Origin of the sequence: Pseudomonas sp. KT_2_4, assembly GCF_041410225.1 — a bacterium.
Taxonomy (GTDB): domain Bacteria; phylum Pseudomonadota; class Gammaproteobacteria; order Pseudomonadales; family Pseudomonadaceae; genus Aquipseudomonas; species Aquipseudomonas paracarnis.
Window position 1 is genome coordinate 5,341,923 of sequence record NZ_CP166962.1, and the last position, 15,724, is coordinate 5,357,646.

The window sequence follows — 15,724 nt, forward strand, 5'->3', positions numbered from 1 at the left end:
CGACGCCTCGTTCAATTTAGCGCTTTTCTTCAGGAGGGGTGGCAACCGGTTCAGGCGCGGTCTCGGTTGCGCCGTCCACGCGGTGCAAGGCCACCTGGCGGATCGACAGGCGAATATCCGCCGGCAACACGCGTTTGGCCGCACCTTCTGCCAGTTCGCCGAGCAGGTCGTGATAGCCCAGCTTGCCGGCTTCATCGCGGCGTAGCACATCTTGCTCCAGCAACGTCTGGATGAAATGTCGGAAAAGGCTCTTGTCGAAGAATTCCGGAGCGTTGAGGCCGTGCAGGATTGACAGGCGCTGGGCCATGATCGTGCACAGGTCTTCCAGCTCTTCGGCGCTGATACTGTTCTGGCCGCTGTTGAGCAGCAACGAGATCGCCATGTAGAAGCGTTGCAGGGTCTGGGCGATGCTCTTGGACAGCAGCGTCAGCAGCACAAAGTGCCGCGAACTCGGCGCCGGGCGCAGGTACACGGCGTTTTCGAAACGCAGCAGGCCTTGTTCGACAAACGCGTCCAGCCATTGATCGACCACGTTGTCCAAGTCGTCCAAGGACCAACGAATAAACAGTTCCGATTGCAGGTACGGGTAAAGCGCGTGGGTGTAGCGCAGGATCTGTTCGCGGCTCATCCGCGAGCTGCTCTGGAAGAAGCTCGCCAGCAACGCCGGCAGGGCGAAGATGTGCAGCACGTTGTTGCGGTAGTAGGTCATCAGGACGGCATTCTGCTCATCCAGATAAACGATTTTGCCCAGGGCGTCACTCTGCTCGGACAACAGGTTCATGTCCTTGACGTGCTTGATCAGCGCCAGGCCATCGCCTTCCGGCAGGGTGGTGTGGGGCGAGTAGGGCACACGACGCAACAGCGCGAGGTACAGGTCCAGCTGGCGGGCCATGGCCTGTTCATCCAGGGCCAGGCGGGTGGTGGACAGCAGGGCCAGCGCCACCAGGTTCACCGGGTTCACCGCAGCGGCTTCGTTCAAATGACGCGCCACCTGTTCGCCGAGGCGATTGGTGGTTTCGTTGAGCCAGGCCGGTTTGTAGTTCGGCCCCAGTTCCTGGGCGCGCCAGTCCGGTTGCTCGGCGTCGAGGAACTCTGCCAGCTTGATCGGTTCGCCAAAGTTGACTGCCACTTGGCCGAAGCGTTGCTTGAGCGCGCCGACCACTTTGAAGATATCGAAGATCGACTCTTTCTTCTTGCTGGCGCCACGCAGTTCGCCCAGGTAAGTGCGGCCTTCGAGGACACGCTCATAACCGATATACACCGGCACGAACACGATAGGCATGCGCGAGGAGCGCAAGAAGCTGCGCAGGGTGATCGCCAACATCCCGGTTTTCGGTTGTAGCATGCGCCCGGTGCGCGAGCGGCCGCCTTCGACGAAGTACTCCACCGGGAAGCCCTTGGTAAACAGGGTGTGCAGGTATTCGTTGAACACCGAGGTGTACAACGGGTTGCCCTTGAAGGTGCGGCGCATGAAAAACGCACCGCCACGGCGCAGCAGGCTGCCGATCACCGGCATGTTGAGGTTGATGCCGGCGGCGATATGCGGTGGGGTCAGGCCGTTCTTGAACAGCAGGTAGGACAGCAGCAGGTAGTCGATATGGCTGCGGTGGCAAGGCACGTAGATTACCTCGTAGCCTTGGGCCACCTTTTGCACGCCTTCGATGTTATTGACCTTGATGCCGTCGTAGATCTTGTTCCAGAACCAGCTCAAGACCACTTCCAGGAAGCGGATCGCGGTGTAGGTGTAGTCCGAGGCAATTTCGTTGCCATAGCGCAGGGCCAGGGCCTTGGCTTTTTCCTGCGAGATTTTTTCGCGTTCGGCCTCATCAGAAATGGCCTGGCGCACTAGCGGCATATTGACCAGGCCCTTCACCAGATTACGGCGGTGGGACAGGTCGGGGCCGATCACCGCCGTCTTCAGGTTACGAAAGTGCACACGCAAGATGCGCTGGGCCATGCGCACGGTGCGTTCGTGGCCTTTATTGTGCTCGATCAATTCGCGCAGGTTGATAGGCGCGGAGAATTGCACGCGGGTCTTGCGCCCCAGGATCAGGATGCTCAACAACCGGCGTAGACGCCCGGTGACCGCCCAGCTGTCGGCGAATAACAGCTTCCACGGGCTGGACTCGCTTTCGGGGGATTGGCCCCAGAACACACTGACCGGAATGATTTGTGCATTCTCTTCGGCGTGTTCGGTGAGGGTATTGACCAGCCGCGTCAGGGTGGGTGGTGCGCCACGCTTGTCCTGGCGCCCAAGCCAATCCGGATCCGGCGTGAGGTAGAAGAACGCCGCAGGCTCCATCAACGGCCCCACTGACACTGGCAGCACCGGGCGTGGCAGGCCGGCCTTGGTGCACTCGGCGTCGACCACTGCCAACTCGGTGAGGGAGGGTGATTGCAGGACGTAGAAAACCGGCCGGCTGCGGTCCAGGTTAAGGGTGAGGGACGACTGGTTGATCGTCTCTGAGCGAACCCAGAGGTACAACAGTCGGCGCAAGGTGCCAAACACCAGACGGCGGAACGGGGAGCGGGTCATAGGCGAACTGCTTCAAGTGGAAAAAACCGAGCAGGCGCTCGGGCGGGTAGTGTGCCGTATTCGCCGAAAATCGGCAAAAAAGCAGCGATGTAAAGTTGAGTTGATGGTTTTTGAGCCTGTCTTATACTCGGCAGTTCAATGCGAGCGACTCAACAATAAAAAAACCAGTGGGAGTGAACAGATGACAATGCGTGAAACCGGCAATGTGAAGTGGTTCAACGATGCAAAGGGCTACGGCTTTATCCAGCGTGAAGATGGCAAGGATGTGTTTGTGCACTACCGCGCCATTCGCGGTGAAGGCCACCGCTCGTTGGCCGAAGGCCAGCAGGTGGAATACGCCGTGGTGACCGGCGAGAAGGGCTTGCAGGCGGAGGATGTGGTCGGCCTGTAACAACTTAGTCTTGATAACCCAATCAACTGTGGGAGCTGGCTTGCCTGCGATAGCATCACTGTGGTCTGACTGATAGACCAAGGTGTCTGCATCGCAGGCAAGCCAGCTCCCACATTGATTGGGTTGGCAATGGGCTGTCAGGCGGTTTTCCAAGTGATCTGTTCTTCACCGTCTACGCTGATGCGAATCCAGGTGTCGGCACTTTCCTCACCCTCTTCTTCAACCCAGGTGCCCGGCGCGCAGCGCACTTCGACGTTCAGCGCGGCAAACGCGGCGCGGGCGCAGGCGATGTCGTCGTCCCACGGGGTCTGGTCGCTTTCCAGGTACAGGCTGTTCCATTTGCCCACCGCCTTGGGCAGCCAGGTCACCGGCACGCTGCCGGCCTTGCACTTGTAGGTCTGGCCTTTCTGGACCCAGTCGGTGCACGGGCCCAGGGCGGCGCCCAGCCAGGCGGCGATGGCCTTGTGATCGACGTCGGCGTCCTTCAGGTAAATCTCAATATCGGGTTGGCGCATGGATGTTCCTCGTTGCGGGATTCGAAAATCCATTCGCGGGTGGGTGAACGTCAGTCATTGAAGCACGAAATAATCGTAACGCATCGACACCGTGACCTGCAGCGGCTCGGCCGCCTCGATCACCTCGTGGCGGCGCTCGGCACTGGCTCGCCAGCCGTGGGGCGTCATCGCCAGCAGGTTGGCGCGGTCCTGGGCTTCGGCCAGGCTCAGGGTGAATTCCAGTGTTTCACTGTGTGCCAGGTGCATGCCATCCGGCACCAGGGCCAGATGTTTATCGTCGGTATACTCGCGTACCTCGTCGTAAAGACGCTCGCGCAGTTCCATCAAGTGGCCGCTGGTCGGGCCGACCTTCATCAAACCGCCGCCGGGACTGAGCAGGCGCTTGGCCTCTTGCCAATCCAACGGGCTGAACACGCTGGCGAGGAACTGGCAGCTGGCATCGGCCAATGGCACGCGGGCCATGCTGGCGATCAACCAGGTCAGCGCCGGGTTGCGTTTGCACGCGCGCTTGACCGCTTCCTTGGAGATATCCAGGGCATAGCCATCGGCGTGGGGTAGGGCCTGGGCAATTTGCGCGGTGTAGTAACCCTCGCCACACCCAATGTCGACCCAGCGCTGCGGTGCACGCTCGGCGGCCAGTTCGGCCAAGCGCTTGGCCACCGGGGCGTAGTGCCCGGCGTTGAGGAAGTCGCGGCGCGCCTCGACCATGGCCAGGTTATCGCCTGGGTCGCGGCTGTTCTTGTGCTGCACCGGCAACAGGTTCAGGTAACCCTGGCGCGCGCGATCGAAACGGTGCCCGGCCGGGCACGCCACGCCACTGTCCACCGCATTGAGCGGTGCGCTGCAAATGGGGCAGGCAAGCATCAGGCGAGCAACTTGATCAGGGTCTGGTAGTAGATTTCGGTCAGCACATCGAGGTCGCTGGCCAGGATGCGTTCGTTGACCTGGTGGATCGTCGCGTTGACCGGGCCCAGCTCGACCACCTGGGTGCCCAGCGTGGCGATAAAGCGCCCATCGGAGGTACCGCCGCTGGTGGATGCCTTGGTCTCACGCCCGGTGATCGCCTTGATACTGGCAGATACCGCATCCAGCAGCGCACCCGGCTCGGTGAGGAACGGCAGGCCCGATAGCGCCCAGTCCACATGCCAGTCCAGGCCATGTTTATCCAGGATCGCCGCGACCCGCTGTTGCAGACCCTCGACGGTGGACTCGGTAGAGAAGCGGAAGTTGAATACCGCCGTCAGGTCGCCGGGGATCACGTTGGTGGCGCCGGTACCCGAATTGAGGTTGGAAATCTGGAAACTGGTCGGCGGGAAGAAGGCGTTGCCGTCATCCCAATGCTCGGCAGCCAATTCAGCCAGGGCCGCCGCAGCCAGGTGGATCGGGTTCTTCGCCAGATGCGGGTAAGCCACATGGCCCTGTACACCGCGCACGGTCAAGGTGGCACCGAGGGAGCCACGACGGCCGTTCTTGACCACATCGCCCACCAGGGTCGTGCTCGACGGTTCGCCGACGATGCACCAGTCCAGGCGTTCCTTGCGCGCGGCCAGACGTTCGATCACCGCCTTGGTGCCATGGTGCGCCGGGCCTTCTTCGTCGCTGGTGATCAGGAAGGCGACCGAACCCTTGTGGTCCGGGTAGTCGGTGACGAAACGTTCCGCTGCCACCAGCATCGCCGCCAGGCTGCCTTTCATGTCAGCCGCGCCACGGCCACAGAGCATGCCGTTTTCATCGATCAACGCGTCGAACGGGTCGTTCTGCCAGGCCTGTACCGGACCGGTCGGCACCACGTCGGTGTGACCGGCAAAGCACAGCACCGGACCTTCATGCTTGCCATGGGTGGCCCAGAAATTGTCCACATCTTCGATGCGCATCGGTTCAAGCGCAAAACCGGCGTCGCCCAGGCGCTGCATCATCAGCTTCTGGCAATCGGCATCGATCGGCGTGACCGACGGGCGACGGATCAGGTCGATGGCCAGTTGAAGGGTCGGCGAAAGGTCGGCATGGGCCGTCATGGGGGGAACTCCGGAAAGCGTGTGATGGGGCGCAGGACGAATGTGGAAATACAGAGCCTGGAGCGACGCAACTCCAATGTGGGAGCTGGCTTGCCGGCGATAGCATCGCTGCGGTGTGCCTGTCAGACCGCGGCGTCTGTATCGCAGGCAAGCCAGCTCCCACATAGAATTGGGCCAGGCCAAGTCTCACAAAAGGGCCGTTATCTTATAGCAAAACGGCGGCCAAGGGCCGCCGTTTAGTGCATCGCGTGACTTTTTACGCCGCCGGCGCAGCCTCAGGCGCCGTCGAAGGTTTGGGCAGCGACGACAAGAACGCCATGATCAGCGCCGCCACGTACGGCAGCGACTGCACCAGCAACATCACCACCCAGAAGCGAATGTCATTGCTCGGCAGGCCTTGCACCAGGTAGATCCCCAGCGCCGCGCCCCATAGCAGCAGCATGATGAACATTTCTTCGCGGGCTTCGGAAATGGCCACCCAGAAGCCGTGGTTATCGGCGTTTTTCGGCGTGCGAAAGAACGGAATGCTGGTGGTGAAGAAACCATACAGCACCGCTTTGGCGATGGTATGGGACAACGCCAAACCGGCCAGGGCCGCGCAGAACGCATCTTTCAAGTTCACGCCTACCGCACGACGGTAGAGGAAGATGATCTTGCCGACCTTGAACACGAACAACGCCAACGGCGGGATCGCGAAAATCAGCAATGGCGGGTCGACCCGAGTCGGCACGATGATCATCGCCGCAGACCACAACAGGGCGCCGACGGTAAAGAAGATGTTCATACCATCGGCCACCCACGGCAACCAGCCCGCGAGGAAGTGGTAGCGCTGACCGCGGGTGAGCTCGGTGTCCTTGCCACGTATCAGGCTGGCGGTGTGGCGCTTGATGATCTGGATCGCGCCATAGGCCCAGCGGAAACGCTGTTTCTTGAAGTCGATAAAGGTATCCGGCATCAAACCCTTGCCGTAGCTGTCGTGGTAGTACGCCGCCGACAGGCCTTTTTCGAACACGCGCAGGCCCAGTTCGGCGTCTTCACAGATGCACCAGTCGGCCCAGCCCAGCTCTTCGAGCACCGAGCGGCGTGTCATGGTCATGGTGCCGTGCTGGATGATCGCGTCGCGGTCGTTACGGGTGACCATACCGATATGGAAGAAGCCCTTGTATTCGGCGTAGCAGAGCTTCTTGAAGGTGCTTTCGTTCTGGTCGCGGTAATCCTGGGGCGACTGCACCACGGCGATTTTCGGGTCGGCGAAGTGCGGCACCATGTGCTTGAGCCAGTTGGGCGATACGCAGTAGTCCGAGTCGATCACCGCGATCACTTCGGCATCCTTGGCGGTGTGCGGGATCAGGTAGTTCAGCGCGCCGCCCTTGAAACCGGCCAGGGGCGCGACGTGGAAGAACTTGAAGCGCGGGCCCAGGGTTTCGCAGTAATCGCGCACCGGCTCCCACACCGCCGGGTCCTTGGTGTTGTTGTCGATGATCAGGACTTCGTAGTCCGGATAGTCGAGGGCGGCCAGCGCGTCGAGGGTCTGTTTGACCATTTCCGGCGGCTCGTTGTAGCACGGCACATGGATCGACACTTTCGGGCGGTAGTCCGAATCGCCTTCCACGGGCAGGAATTCACGCCGACGCTTGTGGGTCCAGACTGCTTCCGCCAGCTCATGGGCTTCGGTCAGCAACACAATGAACACGCCCAGGGCGCCGAGTGCCAGCAACACACCGACCGTCACGCTGAACCAGGTGCTGTATTGCTGGCTGTAGTCGTAGCCGATCCAGACCAGCACCGACCCGCACAGGAACGCAATAAAGGTCAGGAAGGTGCGGCCACGCTGGCGCAGGGCCGAGCCATCGATCATCAACAGGGTCAGGGACAGCAGCGCAAGCACCACTGAACCGATGGCCAGTACCCGCCATTGCGGAATCGCCACCACCGGGCCGTCAAAATTGAATTTCTGCTGGCGCGCGGCGTTGAATACACCCCAATACGCACCCGCCGAACCTTCATCGCTGACCTTCCACGGCTGGTCGAAGGCCTCGATCACGAAGTAGTTGTAACCCTGGCGGTTGAGCTTGTTGACCAGCGTACGCAGGTAAATCGCCTGGTCTGCCGGCGACGATTCATTGCCGCCGCGCATACGGCCGTTGCTCGGCCAGCCCACTTCCGACAGCAGCAGTGGCTTTTTCGGGAAGGCTTTCTTCAGGTCCTTGGCGCGGTCCAGGACGTACTGGCCGGCCTTGTCCATTGGGATGTATTCCCAGAACGGCAGGATGTGCGCGGCGATCAGGTCGACGTGCTTGGCCAGTTGCGGGTTCTTTTCCCAGATGTGCCATTGCTCGGAGGTGGTCACCGGGACTTTCACGGCGGCGCGCACGCGGTCGAGCAGCACGATCAGGGCTTCGGGGGTGATTTCTTCCCGGAACAACGCTTCGTTGCCCACCACTACGCGCACGACACTGCGCGAGGTGTTGGCGATCTCGATAGCGCGCTGGATCTCCCGCTCGTTACGCTCAAGGTCCGGGCTGATCCAGATCCCCAGGGTCACGCGCAGGCCAAACTCTTCGGCCAGCTTCGGAATATCCCCCAGGGGGCCGTCCACCGAGTAGGTACGGATGTTGTCCGTCAGCTTGCTCATGATCGCAAGGTCCTGACGCATCTGTTCGTCGGTAGGGTACTGGCCTTTCTGCGGGTACTGGCCTTGCTGGAACGGCGAGTAGGAAAAGCCGGAGATCTGATCTGGCCAGTTGGGAGCGGTGACCGGGCGGTTGATCAGCGCCCAGAAACCGGTGAACAGCGCGGCAATCGCCAGCACCACCACCAGGTTGAGTCCAAATTTACGCGATGCCATGGTTATGTCGGGTTCCAAAGGGTGCGGAACGAAAGAGGTGTCGGCCTACGCCGAACGGCGCGCATCCTACACCGGCCCTTCCCTGAGCGTACAGCAGACAGAGAAAAGCCGGACGTTAGTCTGCGAAACTCCATCTAAGTTCTTCACTTGTAACTTGTAGCTTAAAACTTGCTGCTGCGTAGCCCTATAATGCGCGCCGGTTTTTGGGGTAATGATGATGAGTACAGAAGATCCGCGGTTTGCAGGCGTTGCCCGCTTGTACGGCCTTGAGGGCCTGGAACGCTTGAAAGCGGCCCATGTGGCGATTGTCGGCGTCGGCGGCGTGGGTTCCTGGGCGGCAGAAGCGATTGCCCGCTGCGGGGTGGGTGAGATTTCGCTGTTTGACCTGGACGATGTCTGCGTCAGCAACAGCAACCGCCAGTTGCATGCCCTGGACAGCACCGTGGGCAAGCCCAAGGTCGAAGTGATGGCTGAGCGCCTGCGCGGCATCAACCCCGATTGCACCGTGCACGCGGTGGCAGACTTCGTCACCCGCGATACCATGGCCGAGTACATCACGCCGACTATCGACTGTGTGATCGACTGCATCGACGCGGTCAACGCCAAGGCGGCGCTGATTGCCTGGTGCAAGCGCCGCAAGATCCAGATCATCACCACCGGCGGCGCCGGTGGGCAGATTGACCCCACGCTGATCCAGGTGTGTGACCTGAACCGCACCTTCAATGACCCGTTGGCCTCGAAAGTGCGCTCTACCTTGCGCCGCGATTATGGCTTTTCGCGTACCGTGACTCGTCATTACAGCGTGCCGTGCGTGTTTTCCACCGAGCAACTGCGCTACCCCAAGCCTGATGGCAGCATCTGCCTGCAGAAGAGTTTTGTCGGTGATGGCGTGAAGCTGGACTGCGCGGGCGGGTTTGGCGCGGTGATGATGGTCACAGCCACGTTCGGCATGGTGGCGGCCACCAAGGCGGTAGACAAGATCGTGGCGGGAGTGCGCAGGCCGTCGGAGCGCATCAAACCCAGCTAAATCTCATTGCCGAACATAGATCCAAATTGTGGGAGCTGGCTTGCCTGCGATAGCGGTGTGTCAGCCACTGAAAATACTGACTGATTCGCCACTATCGCAGGCAAGCCAGCTCCCACATTATTTCTGTGTACGCGTCAGGTCTCGCATGCGTTGCAGTACGGCATTCAAGCCATTGCTGCGCGACGGCGATAACTGGCGCGACAAGCCCAGTTGATTGAACCAGTCAGGCAGGTCAACCGCTTGCAGTTCATCAGCCGACAGCCCATTGACCCGCGCCAGCAGCAACGCCACCAACCCACGAATCATCCGCGCCTCGCTGCTCGCCGTAAACTGCCAATGGCCGTCCTGCAAGCGCCCCACCAGCCACACCAGGCTTTCGCAACCGTGCACCAGATTAGCGTCGACCTTTTCGTCATCAGCCAGGGCGGGCAAGCGTTCACCCCATTGCATCAGCACCCGGGCGCGCTGCTCCCAACTGCCAATGGCCTGGAAGGCTTGCAGTGCGGCGTGTGCCTCCAGCGGCAAGCTCATCGCAGCATGTCCAGCGCCTGGTCCAACGCTTCAAAAAAGCGCTCCAGGTCGTCGGAATCGTTGTAGAGCGCCAGTGAAACGCGGATGGCGCCTGACAGATTCATCGCCTTCAACAGCGGCATTGCGCAGTGGTGACCGGCACGCACAGCAATGCCTTGCTCGGTCAGCAGGTGGGCGAGGTCGGCGTTGTGCACGCCCGCCACCACAAAACTCACCAGCGCCACCTGCGGCGATCCCAGCACGCGTACGCCATTGCGTGCCTTAAGCCCACGCAGCAGGTAGTCATGCAGGGCGGCTTCGTGGGCGATCACCGCCGAGGGATCCAGTGAACTCAGGTAATCCAGGCTCGCGCCCAGGCCGATCACACTCGCAATCGGAGGAGTGCCGGCCTCGAAACCCAGCGGCGCGGGGCGAAAGCTGGCGCTGTGGTAGTCGGCCTGTTGCACCATCTCGCCGCCGAACTGCCAGTGGCGCAGGTGGTGCAGGGCCTCATTACGGCCATACAGCACACCCACGCCGTCCGGGCCGTAGAGTTTGTGGCTGGAAAATACGTAGAAGTCGCAGCCCAGGGCCTGCACGTCGTGACGGCCATGGACGATGCCTTGGGCGCCGTCCACCACCGTGAGGGCGCCGTGTGCCTGGGCCATCGTCAGCAAGGCTGGCAGCGGCTGCCAGGCACCGAGCACGTTGGATAACTGGCTCGCCGCCAGCAAGCGTGTGCGTGGGCCAACCAAGCTGGCCGCGGCGTCCAGGTCGATGACGCCGTCATCGTCCAGAGGCAAGACCACCAGTGTGAGTGCGCGGCGTTTGGCCAATTGCTGCCAGGGCAACAGGTTGGCGTGGTGTTCCAGGGCGCTGATGGCAATCTCATCGCCCGCATTGAATAAGTGCTCCAGGCCATAGGCCAGGAGGTTCAGCGCAGAGGTTGCGCCGTGGGTAAACACGACCTGCCCGCTGTCACCTGCGTTCAACCACTGCGCGACCTTGCTGCGGCTGTCTTCGAACGCCTGGGTCGCATGGGCTCCGGGCAAATGCTGAGCACGGTGCACATTGGCTGCGCCATTGGCGTAGTAATGACTGATGGCATCCAGCAGGGCTTGGGGTTTTTGCGTGGTGGCGGCGCTGTCCAGATAGGTCTGGTCTTGCCGTTGCAGGGTGGCGATGGCCGGGAAATCGGCGCGCCAGGGGGAGGGCACAAGCATGGTGATCAAGACTCGTATAAGCGAGCCGCCCCCGAAGGTGCGGCCGCTAGTGGCATCGAGTGGCTGCTTAGTTGTGAGCGTGCAGCGCTTCGTTCAGTTCGATGGCCGATTTGTGGGTTTTGCACTCCACGGCACCGGTCTCGGAGTTACGACGGAACAGCAGGTCTGGCTGGCCAGCCAACTCACGCGCCTTGACCACCTTGACCAGTTGGTTCTGCTCATCCAGCAGGGCAACCTTGGTGCCGGCGGTGATGTACAGGCCCGACTCCACGGTGTTGCGGTCGCCCAATGGGATACCGGTACCGGCGTTGGCGCCGATCAGGCAGCCTTCGCCCACCTTGATCACGATATTGCCGCCGCCCGACAGGGTGCCCATGGTGGAGCAACCGCCGCCCAGGTCCGAGCCCTTGCCGACGAATACGCCCGCCGATACGCGGCCTTCGATCATGCCCGGGCCTTCGGTGCCCGCGTTGAAGTTGACGAAGCCTTCGTGCATCACGGTGGTGCCTTCGCCTACGTACGCGCCCAGGCGGATACGAGCAGCGTCAGCGATACGCACGCCAGCCGGTACGACGTAGTCGGTCATTTTCGGGAACTTGTCCACCGAGAACACTTCCAGCAGGTCGCCACGCAGGCGCGCTTCCAGTTGGCGCTCGGCCAGTTCATTGATGTCGATAGCGCCCTGGCTGGTCCAGGCCACGTTCGGCAACTGCGGGAACACCCCGGCCAGGCTCAGGCCGTGGGGCTTGACCAGGCGATGGGACAGCAGGTGCAGCTTGAGGTAGGCCTCAGGCGTGGAGGTCAGCGCTGCGTCTTCGGCCAGCAAGGTCGCGACCAGCGGCGTGTGGCTTTCGGCCAGGCGGCTGAGCAGGGCGGCCTGGGTAGCATCGACGCCTTTGAGCGCGTCGGCCAGTTGCAGGGCCTGGCTCACGGTGAAGGTGATCGCCTGGTTGCCTTCGGTGTAACCGAGGATCGGTGCGATGGCGGCAACGATTTCAGCCGACGGGTTGAGCAAGGGCTGTGCGTAAAACACTTCCAGCCAAGCACCTTGGCGGTTCTGAGTGCCGACGCCGAAGCCCAGGCTGAACAGGGAATTGGACATGCTGTTACCTCTACAAAAATGGAAGGCTGGCCTACTTGAGGGCCGCCGAATAACTATCTGGCTTGAAGCCAATCAGGGTTCTGTCACCGAGATCGAGCACCGGGCGCTTGATCATCGAGGGTTGTGCGAGCATCAATTCAATGGCTTTCGACTGATCGAGATCGGCTTTGCGTTCGTCTTCGAGTTTGCGAAAGGTGGTGCCCGCACGGTTCAAAACCACCTGCCAACCGTGCTCGTTGCACCATTGGGTCAAGTGTTCGCGGTCGATACCGGCTGTTTTGTAGTCATGGAACTCATAGCTCACTCCGTGCTCATCGAGCCAGGTGCGCGCCTTTTTCATGGTGTCGCAGGCTTTGATGCCGAAAAGGTGCAAGGTTTTGCTTGAAGCACTCAAGGAATTGCCCCCCTTTGGACGTATGAAAATGAAAGATCGCCGATTATGCCACGACCAGCGGGTTTCGGCGCCGCTCGTCAACAGCGTGCGACTTTTGCGCAAAGTGCCAGTGCGCAGCATAGGCGAGTAACATAGCCAGGTAACATAGCCGGGTAATATGGCACTTCAACGGCCAGTTGTTGCCTGATGTGTCGTTGCAAGTCGATTGTCCGGGAAACCCGCGTTATGCAAACCGCCTACACCGTTCTTATCCTGCTGATGCTGGTCAGCCTTTCGCGCCTGGTCGGGCGCATCATCCCACTGCCGTTGCCCCTGGTGCAGATCGCCGCCGGCGCCTTGCTGGCCTGGCCCACGTTGGGGCTGCATGTGGCGCTGGACCCGGAGCTGTTCCTGTTTCTGTTCCTGCCACCGCTGCTGTTTTCCGATGGTTGGCGCATGCCCAAGCGCGAGTTGTGGCGCCTGCGTGGTCCGATCCTGACGTTGGCGGTGGGGCTGGTGCTGTTCACCGTGGTGGGCGCTGGTTACTTTATTCATTGGTTGCTGCCCTCGATCCCCTTGCCGGTGGCCTTTGCCCTGGCAGCGGTTTTATCCCCGACGGACGCCGTGGCAGTGTCGGCCATTTCCCAGAATCGTTTGCCCAAGCCGCTGATGCACATGCTCCAGGGCGAAGCCTTGATGAATGACGCGTCGGGCCTGGTGACCTTCAAATTTGCCCTGGCCGCGGCGTTGACCGGGGTCTTTTCCCTGGCGGACGCCAGCCTGACGTTTGTACTGGTGGCAGTGGGTGGGTTGGCGATCGGCGTGGCGCTGAGCTGGCTGGTCGGCCGCCTGCGCGCCTGGATGATCGCGCGCGGTTGGGATGACCCGGCGACCCATGTGGTGTTCATGTTGCTGCTGCCCTTTGCTGCGTACGTACTGGCTGAACGCCTGGGCGCGTCCGGCATTCTCTCGGCGGTGGCGGCGGGCATGATGCAAAGCTGGCTCGACCTGCTGCCGCGCCAGACCAGCACGCGTTTGCTCAACCGCAGCGTCTGGTCGCTGCTGGAGTTTGCCTTCAATGGCCTGATTTTCCTGCTGCTCGGCCTGCAACTGCCGGACATCATCAAGGCTGTGGTCAGTCATGAAACCACGCTGTGGCCCACCTTGATGTATCGCTGCCTGGATGTGGTAGCGATCTTCCTGGTGCTGGTGGTATTGCGCTTTATCTGGGTGCAGAGCATCTGGCGGCTGTCGGGGTTGCTGCGCAGGCTGCGTGGCAAAAGCGCGCTGACCCTGGTGCCGACGGCCCGCTCCTGCTGGTTACTGACCGTCGGCGGTGTTCGCGGAGCGGTGACCCTGGCGGGCGTCATGTCGGTGCCCTTGTTGCTGGCGCCGGGCCAGGATTTCCCTGAGCGTGACCTGCTGATCTTTATCGCTGCCGGGGTGATCCTGCTGTCGCTGGTCGCTGCCTGCATCGCGCTGCCGTTACTGCTGCGTGGTGTCGAAAAAGGCCCGGATGAGAAGCGCCACAACGAAGTGCGCGAGGCCTGGAAGAAGACCGCCGTGGCGGCGATCCATGCGCTGGAGGCCCAGGAACCCGCCGAAGCCGAAACCCCGGATGCCGCTCAAGCTGCGCTGGCCACCGAGCTCAAGGCGCGGCTGATGGCGGAGTATCGTCATCAGTTGGATGTGTTTAATGATTCGGCTGAAGCCCAGGCGCTGGCGCTGCAGATGGACCAATTGGAGCGCAAGCTGCGGCTCAAGGCCCTACGCGCGCAACGGTTGGAGTTGTACAGCTTGAGCCGTCATCACCAGATTGGTGATGACGTGTTGAGGGAGGTGTTGGCGGAGTTGGATATGAGCGAGGCGAATTTGGGTCACATGAAGTGACCGGTAGGCCCTTAACGGCGACGCTGGATAAAGTCGCGAATCCGCTCAGCCGCTTCCACGCATTCGGCTAACGGCGCAACCAATGCCAGGCGCACACGCCCCGCGCCAGGGTTAAAGCCGTCCACTTCGCGCGACAGGTAAGAGCCCGGCACCACCGTCACATGTTCTTCCACGAACAAATCGCGGCAGAAAGTGGCGTCGTCACCCTCTACATTCGGCCACAGGTAAAAGCCGCCGTCCGGGCTTTGCACGTCCAGCACCGGCTCGAGGATCGCCAGCACCGCGTCGAACTTCTCGCGGTACAGGTCACGATTGGCCAGTACGTGGGCTTCGTCCTGCCAGGCCGCAATGCTTGCAAGCTGGGTTTGCACGGGCATCGCGCAGCCGTGGTAGGTGCGGTACAGCAAAAAGGCTTTGAGGATCTCGGCGTCGCCGGCCACGAAGCCTGAGCGCAGGCCTGGCAGGTTGGAGCGCTTGGACAGGCTGTGGAACACCACGCAACGCTTGAAGTCCTGGCGCCCCAGCTCGACGCAGGCGCTGAGCAGGCCCGACGGTGGGGTTTGCTCGTCGAAGTACAACTCGCTGTAGCACTCGTCGGCGGCGATGACGAAGTCATATTCGTCGGCCAGGGCGATGAGTTTTTTCAGGGTGTCGACCGGGATCAGCGCGCCGGTCGGGTTGCCTGGGGAGCACAGGAACAGGATCTGGCAACGTTTCCAGATGTCGGGGGAGACGGCGTCGAAGTCCGGGTTGAAGCCATTGCTGTCCAGGCACGGCAGGTAATGCGGCTTGGCCCCGGCCAGGAACGCGGCGCCTTCGTAGATCTGGTAGAACGGGTTGGGGCTCACCACCAGCGCGTCGTCGCCACGGTTGACCACGGTCTGGGTGAAGGCAAACAGCGCCTCGCGCGTACCGTTGACCGGCAGGATGTTGCGTGCCGGGTCCAGCCAGCCCTTGGGCACGTTGAAGCGACGTTCGCACCAGGCGCCGATGGCTTCGCGCAGGGCCGGAATACCCAAGGTGGTGGGGTACACCGCCATTTGATCGAGGTTATTGCTCAAGGCCTCGGCAACGAAGGCCGGTGAGGTGTGCTTGGGCTCGCCGATGGATAGCGCAATCGGGCGCTTGTCCGGGTTCGGCGTCACGCTGCCGAGCAGAGCGCGCAGTTTCTCGAAGGGGTAGGGCTGCAACTGGTTAAGGGCGTTGTTCATATAAGCCTCTGTCACGGTGAGCGCGGATCCTGTGGGAGCTGGCTTGCCTGCGATGGCCTCACTGCGGTCGACCTGACGCACCG

General features: G+C 61.6%; 13 protein-coding genes. 3 read left to right on the top strand and 10 right to left on the bottom strand.

Going from position 1 to position 15,724, the window contains the following annotated elements; translation table 11 throughout:
* Positions 1 to 16 precede the first annotated feature (16 nt).
* Positions 17 to 2,536 carry a glycerol-3-phosphate 1-O-acyltransferase PlsB gene (plsB, locus tag AB9N64_RS24565; protein ID WP_371359728.1) on the bottom strand — a complete coding sequence of 840 codons (2,520 nt, stop codon included), beginning with the start codon at positions 2,534 to 2,536 and terminating at the stop codon, positions 17 to 19.
* A gap of 181 nt (positions 2,537 to 2,717) precedes the next feature.
* Here plsB and AB9N64_RS24570 point away from each other — a divergent pair, with 181 nt between their 5' ends.
* Positions 2,718 to 2,927 carry a cold-shock protein gene (locus AB9N64_RS24570; RefSeq protein WP_122299770.1) on the top strand — a complete coding sequence of 70 codons (210 nt, stop codon included), beginning with the start codon at positions 2,718 to 2,720 and terminating at the stop codon, positions 2,925 to 2,927.
* A gap of 137 nt (positions 2,928 to 3,064) precedes the next feature.
* Here the strand turns inward: AB9N64_RS24570 and AB9N64_RS24575 are convergent, their stop codons facing one another.
* The 4 genes from AB9N64_RS24575 to AB9N64_RS24590 all read right to left on the bottom strand — a co-directional run bounded on the left by AB9N64_RS24575 (position 3,065) and on the right by AB9N64_RS24590 (position 8,305).
* Positions 3,065 to 3,442, bottom strand: coding sequence for a hypothetical protein (locus AB9N64_RS24575; protein ID WP_014717220.1), 378 nt, complete (start codon positions 3,440 to 3,442; stop codon positions 3,065 to 3,067).
* A 54-nt stretch (positions 3,443 to 3,496) separates the two neighbouring features.
* Positions 3,497 to 4,306, bottom strand: coding sequence for a putative RNA methyltransferase (locus tag AB9N64_RS24580; protein ID WP_014717221.1), 810 nt, complete (start codon positions 4,304 to 4,306; stop codon positions 3,497 to 3,499).
* Positions 4,306 to 5,457 carry a succinyl-diaminopimelate desuccinylase gene (dapE, locus tag AB9N64_RS24585; RefSeq protein ID WP_005785553.1) on the bottom strand — a complete coding sequence of 384 codons (1,152 nt, stop codon included), beginning with the start codon at positions 5,455 to 5,457 and terminating at the stop codon, positions 4,306 to 4,308. The genes AB9N64_RS24580 and dapE overlap by 1 nt, the downstream gene beginning before the upstream one ends.
* Before the next feature lie 256 nt (positions 5,458 to 5,713).
* On the bottom strand, positions 5,714 to 8,305 hold the full coding sequence (locus AB9N64_RS24590) for a glycosyltransferase (RefSeq protein ID WP_019817866.1): 2,592 nt from the start codon (positions 8,303 to 8,305) through the stop codon (positions 5,714 to 5,716).
* Positions 8,306 to 8,522: 217 nt separating this feature from the next.
* Here AB9N64_RS24590 and tcdA point away from each other — a divergent pair, with 217 nt between their 5' ends.
* Positions 8,523 to 9,332, top strand: coding sequence for a tRNA cyclic N6-threonylcarbamoyladenosine(37) synthase TcdA (gene tcdA, locus AB9N64_RS24595; protein WP_019817865.1), 810 nt, complete (start codon positions 8,523 to 8,525; stop codon positions 9,330 to 9,332).
* Between the two features lie 117 nt (positions 9,333 to 9,449).
* On the opposite strand, the gene AB9N64_RS24600 is transcribed toward tcdA, so the two are convergent.
* The 4 genes from AB9N64_RS24600 to AB9N64_RS24615 all read right to left on the bottom strand — a co-directional run bounded on the left by AB9N64_RS24600 (position 9,450) and on the right by AB9N64_RS24615 (position 12,507).
* A complete protein-coding gene (locus AB9N64_RS24600) occupies positions 9,450 to 9,863 on the bottom strand; it encodes a SufE family protein (protein WP_058410371.1) in 414 nt (137 codons plus the stop codon).
* A complete protein-coding gene (locus AB9N64_RS24605; RefSeq protein ID WP_058410372.1) occupies positions 9,860 to 11,065 on the bottom strand; it encodes an aminotransferase class V-fold PLP-dependent enzyme in 1,206 nt (401 codons plus the stop codon). Before AB9N64_RS24605 ends, AB9N64_RS24600 begins: the two co-directional genes overlap by 4 nt.
* 67 nt (positions 11,066 to 11,132) lie before the next feature.
* A complete protein-coding gene (dapD, locus tag AB9N64_RS24610) occupies positions 11,133 to 12,167 on the bottom strand; it encodes a 2,3,4,5-tetrahydropyridine-2,6-dicarboxylate N-succinyltransferase (RefSeq protein ID WP_014717226.1) in 1,035 nt (344 codons plus the stop codon).
* Positions 12,168 to 12,198: 31 nt separating this feature from the next.
* A complete protein-coding gene (locus AB9N64_RS24615; RefSeq protein ID WP_229999207.1) occupies positions 12,199 to 12,507 on the bottom strand; it encodes an arsenate reductase in 309 nt (102 codons plus the stop codon).
* A 279-nt stretch (positions 12,508 to 12,786) separates the two neighbouring features.
* On the opposite strand from AB9N64_RS24615, the gene AB9N64_RS24620 reads away from it, so the two are divergent.
* Positions 12,787 to 14,430 carry a Na+/H+ antiporter gene (locus AB9N64_RS24620; protein ID WP_014717228.1) on the top strand — a complete coding sequence of 548 codons (1,644 nt, stop codon included), beginning with the start codon at positions 12,787 to 12,789 and terminating at the stop codon, positions 14,428 to 14,430.
* 11 nt (positions 14,431 to 14,441) lie between these two features.
* Here the strand turns inward: AB9N64_RS24620 and dapC are convergent, their stop codons facing one another.
* On the bottom strand, positions 14,442 to 15,641 hold the full coding sequence (gene dapC, locus AB9N64_RS24625; protein WP_371359732.1) for a succinyldiaminopimelate transaminase: 1,200 nt from the start codon (positions 15,639 to 15,641) through the stop codon (positions 14,442 to 14,444).
* Positions 15,642 to 15,724 lie beyond the last annotated feature (83 nt).

Bases quoted from the DNA above. Each gene is read 5' to 3' on its own strand.
- dapC (WP_371359732.1), bottom strand. From the start codon at position 15,641: ATGAACAACGCCCTTAACCAGTTGCAGCCCTACCCCTTCGAGAAACTG.
- AB9N64_RS24620 (WP_014717228.1), top strand. From the start codon at position 12,787: ATGCAAACCGCCTACACCGTTCTTATCCTGCTGATGCTGGTCAGCCTT.
- AB9N64_RS24615 (WP_229999207.1), bottom strand. From the start codon at position 12,507: ATGAAAAAGGCGCGCACCTGGCTCGATGAGCACGGAGTGAGCTATGAG.
- AB9N64_RS24605 (WP_058410372.1), bottom strand. From the start codon at position 11,065: ATGCTTGTGCCCTCCCCCTGGCGCGCCGATTTCCCGGCCATCGCCACC.
- AB9N64_RS24600 (WP_058410371.1), bottom strand. From the start codon at position 9,863: ATGAGCTTGCCGCTGGAGGCACACGCCGCACTGCAAGCCTTCCAGGCC.
- dapD (WP_014717226.1), bottom strand. From the start codon at position 12,167: ATGTCCAATTCCCTGTTCAGCCTGGGCTTCGGCGTCGGCACTCAGAAC.
- AB9N64_RS24590 (WP_019817866.1), bottom strand. From the start codon at position 8,305: ATGGCATCGCGTAAATTTGGACTCAACCTGGTGGTGGTGCTGGCGATT.
- AB9N64_RS24580 (WP_014717221.1), bottom strand. From the start codon at position 4,306: ATGCTTGCCTGCCCCATTTGCAGCGCACCGCTCAATGCGGTGGACAGT.
- AB9N64_RS24575 (WP_014717220.1), bottom strand. From the start codon at position 3,442: ATGCGCCAACCCGATATTGAGATTTACCTGAAGGACGCCGACGTCGAT.
- dapE (WP_005785553.1), bottom strand. From the start codon at position 5,457: ATGACGGCCCATGCCGACCTTTCGCCGACCCTTCAACTGGCCATCGAC.
- tcdA (WP_019817865.1), top strand. From the start codon at position 8,523: ATGAGTACAGAAGATCCGCGGTTTGCAGGCGTTGCCCGCTTGTACGGC.
- AB9N64_RS24570 (WP_122299770.1), top strand. From the start codon at position 2,718: ATGACAATGCGTGAAACCGGCAATGTGAAGTGGTTCAACGATGCAAAG.
- plsB (WP_371359728.1), bottom strand. From the start codon at position 2,536: ATGACCCGCTCCCCGTTCCGCCGTCTGGTGTTTGGCACCTTGCGCCGA.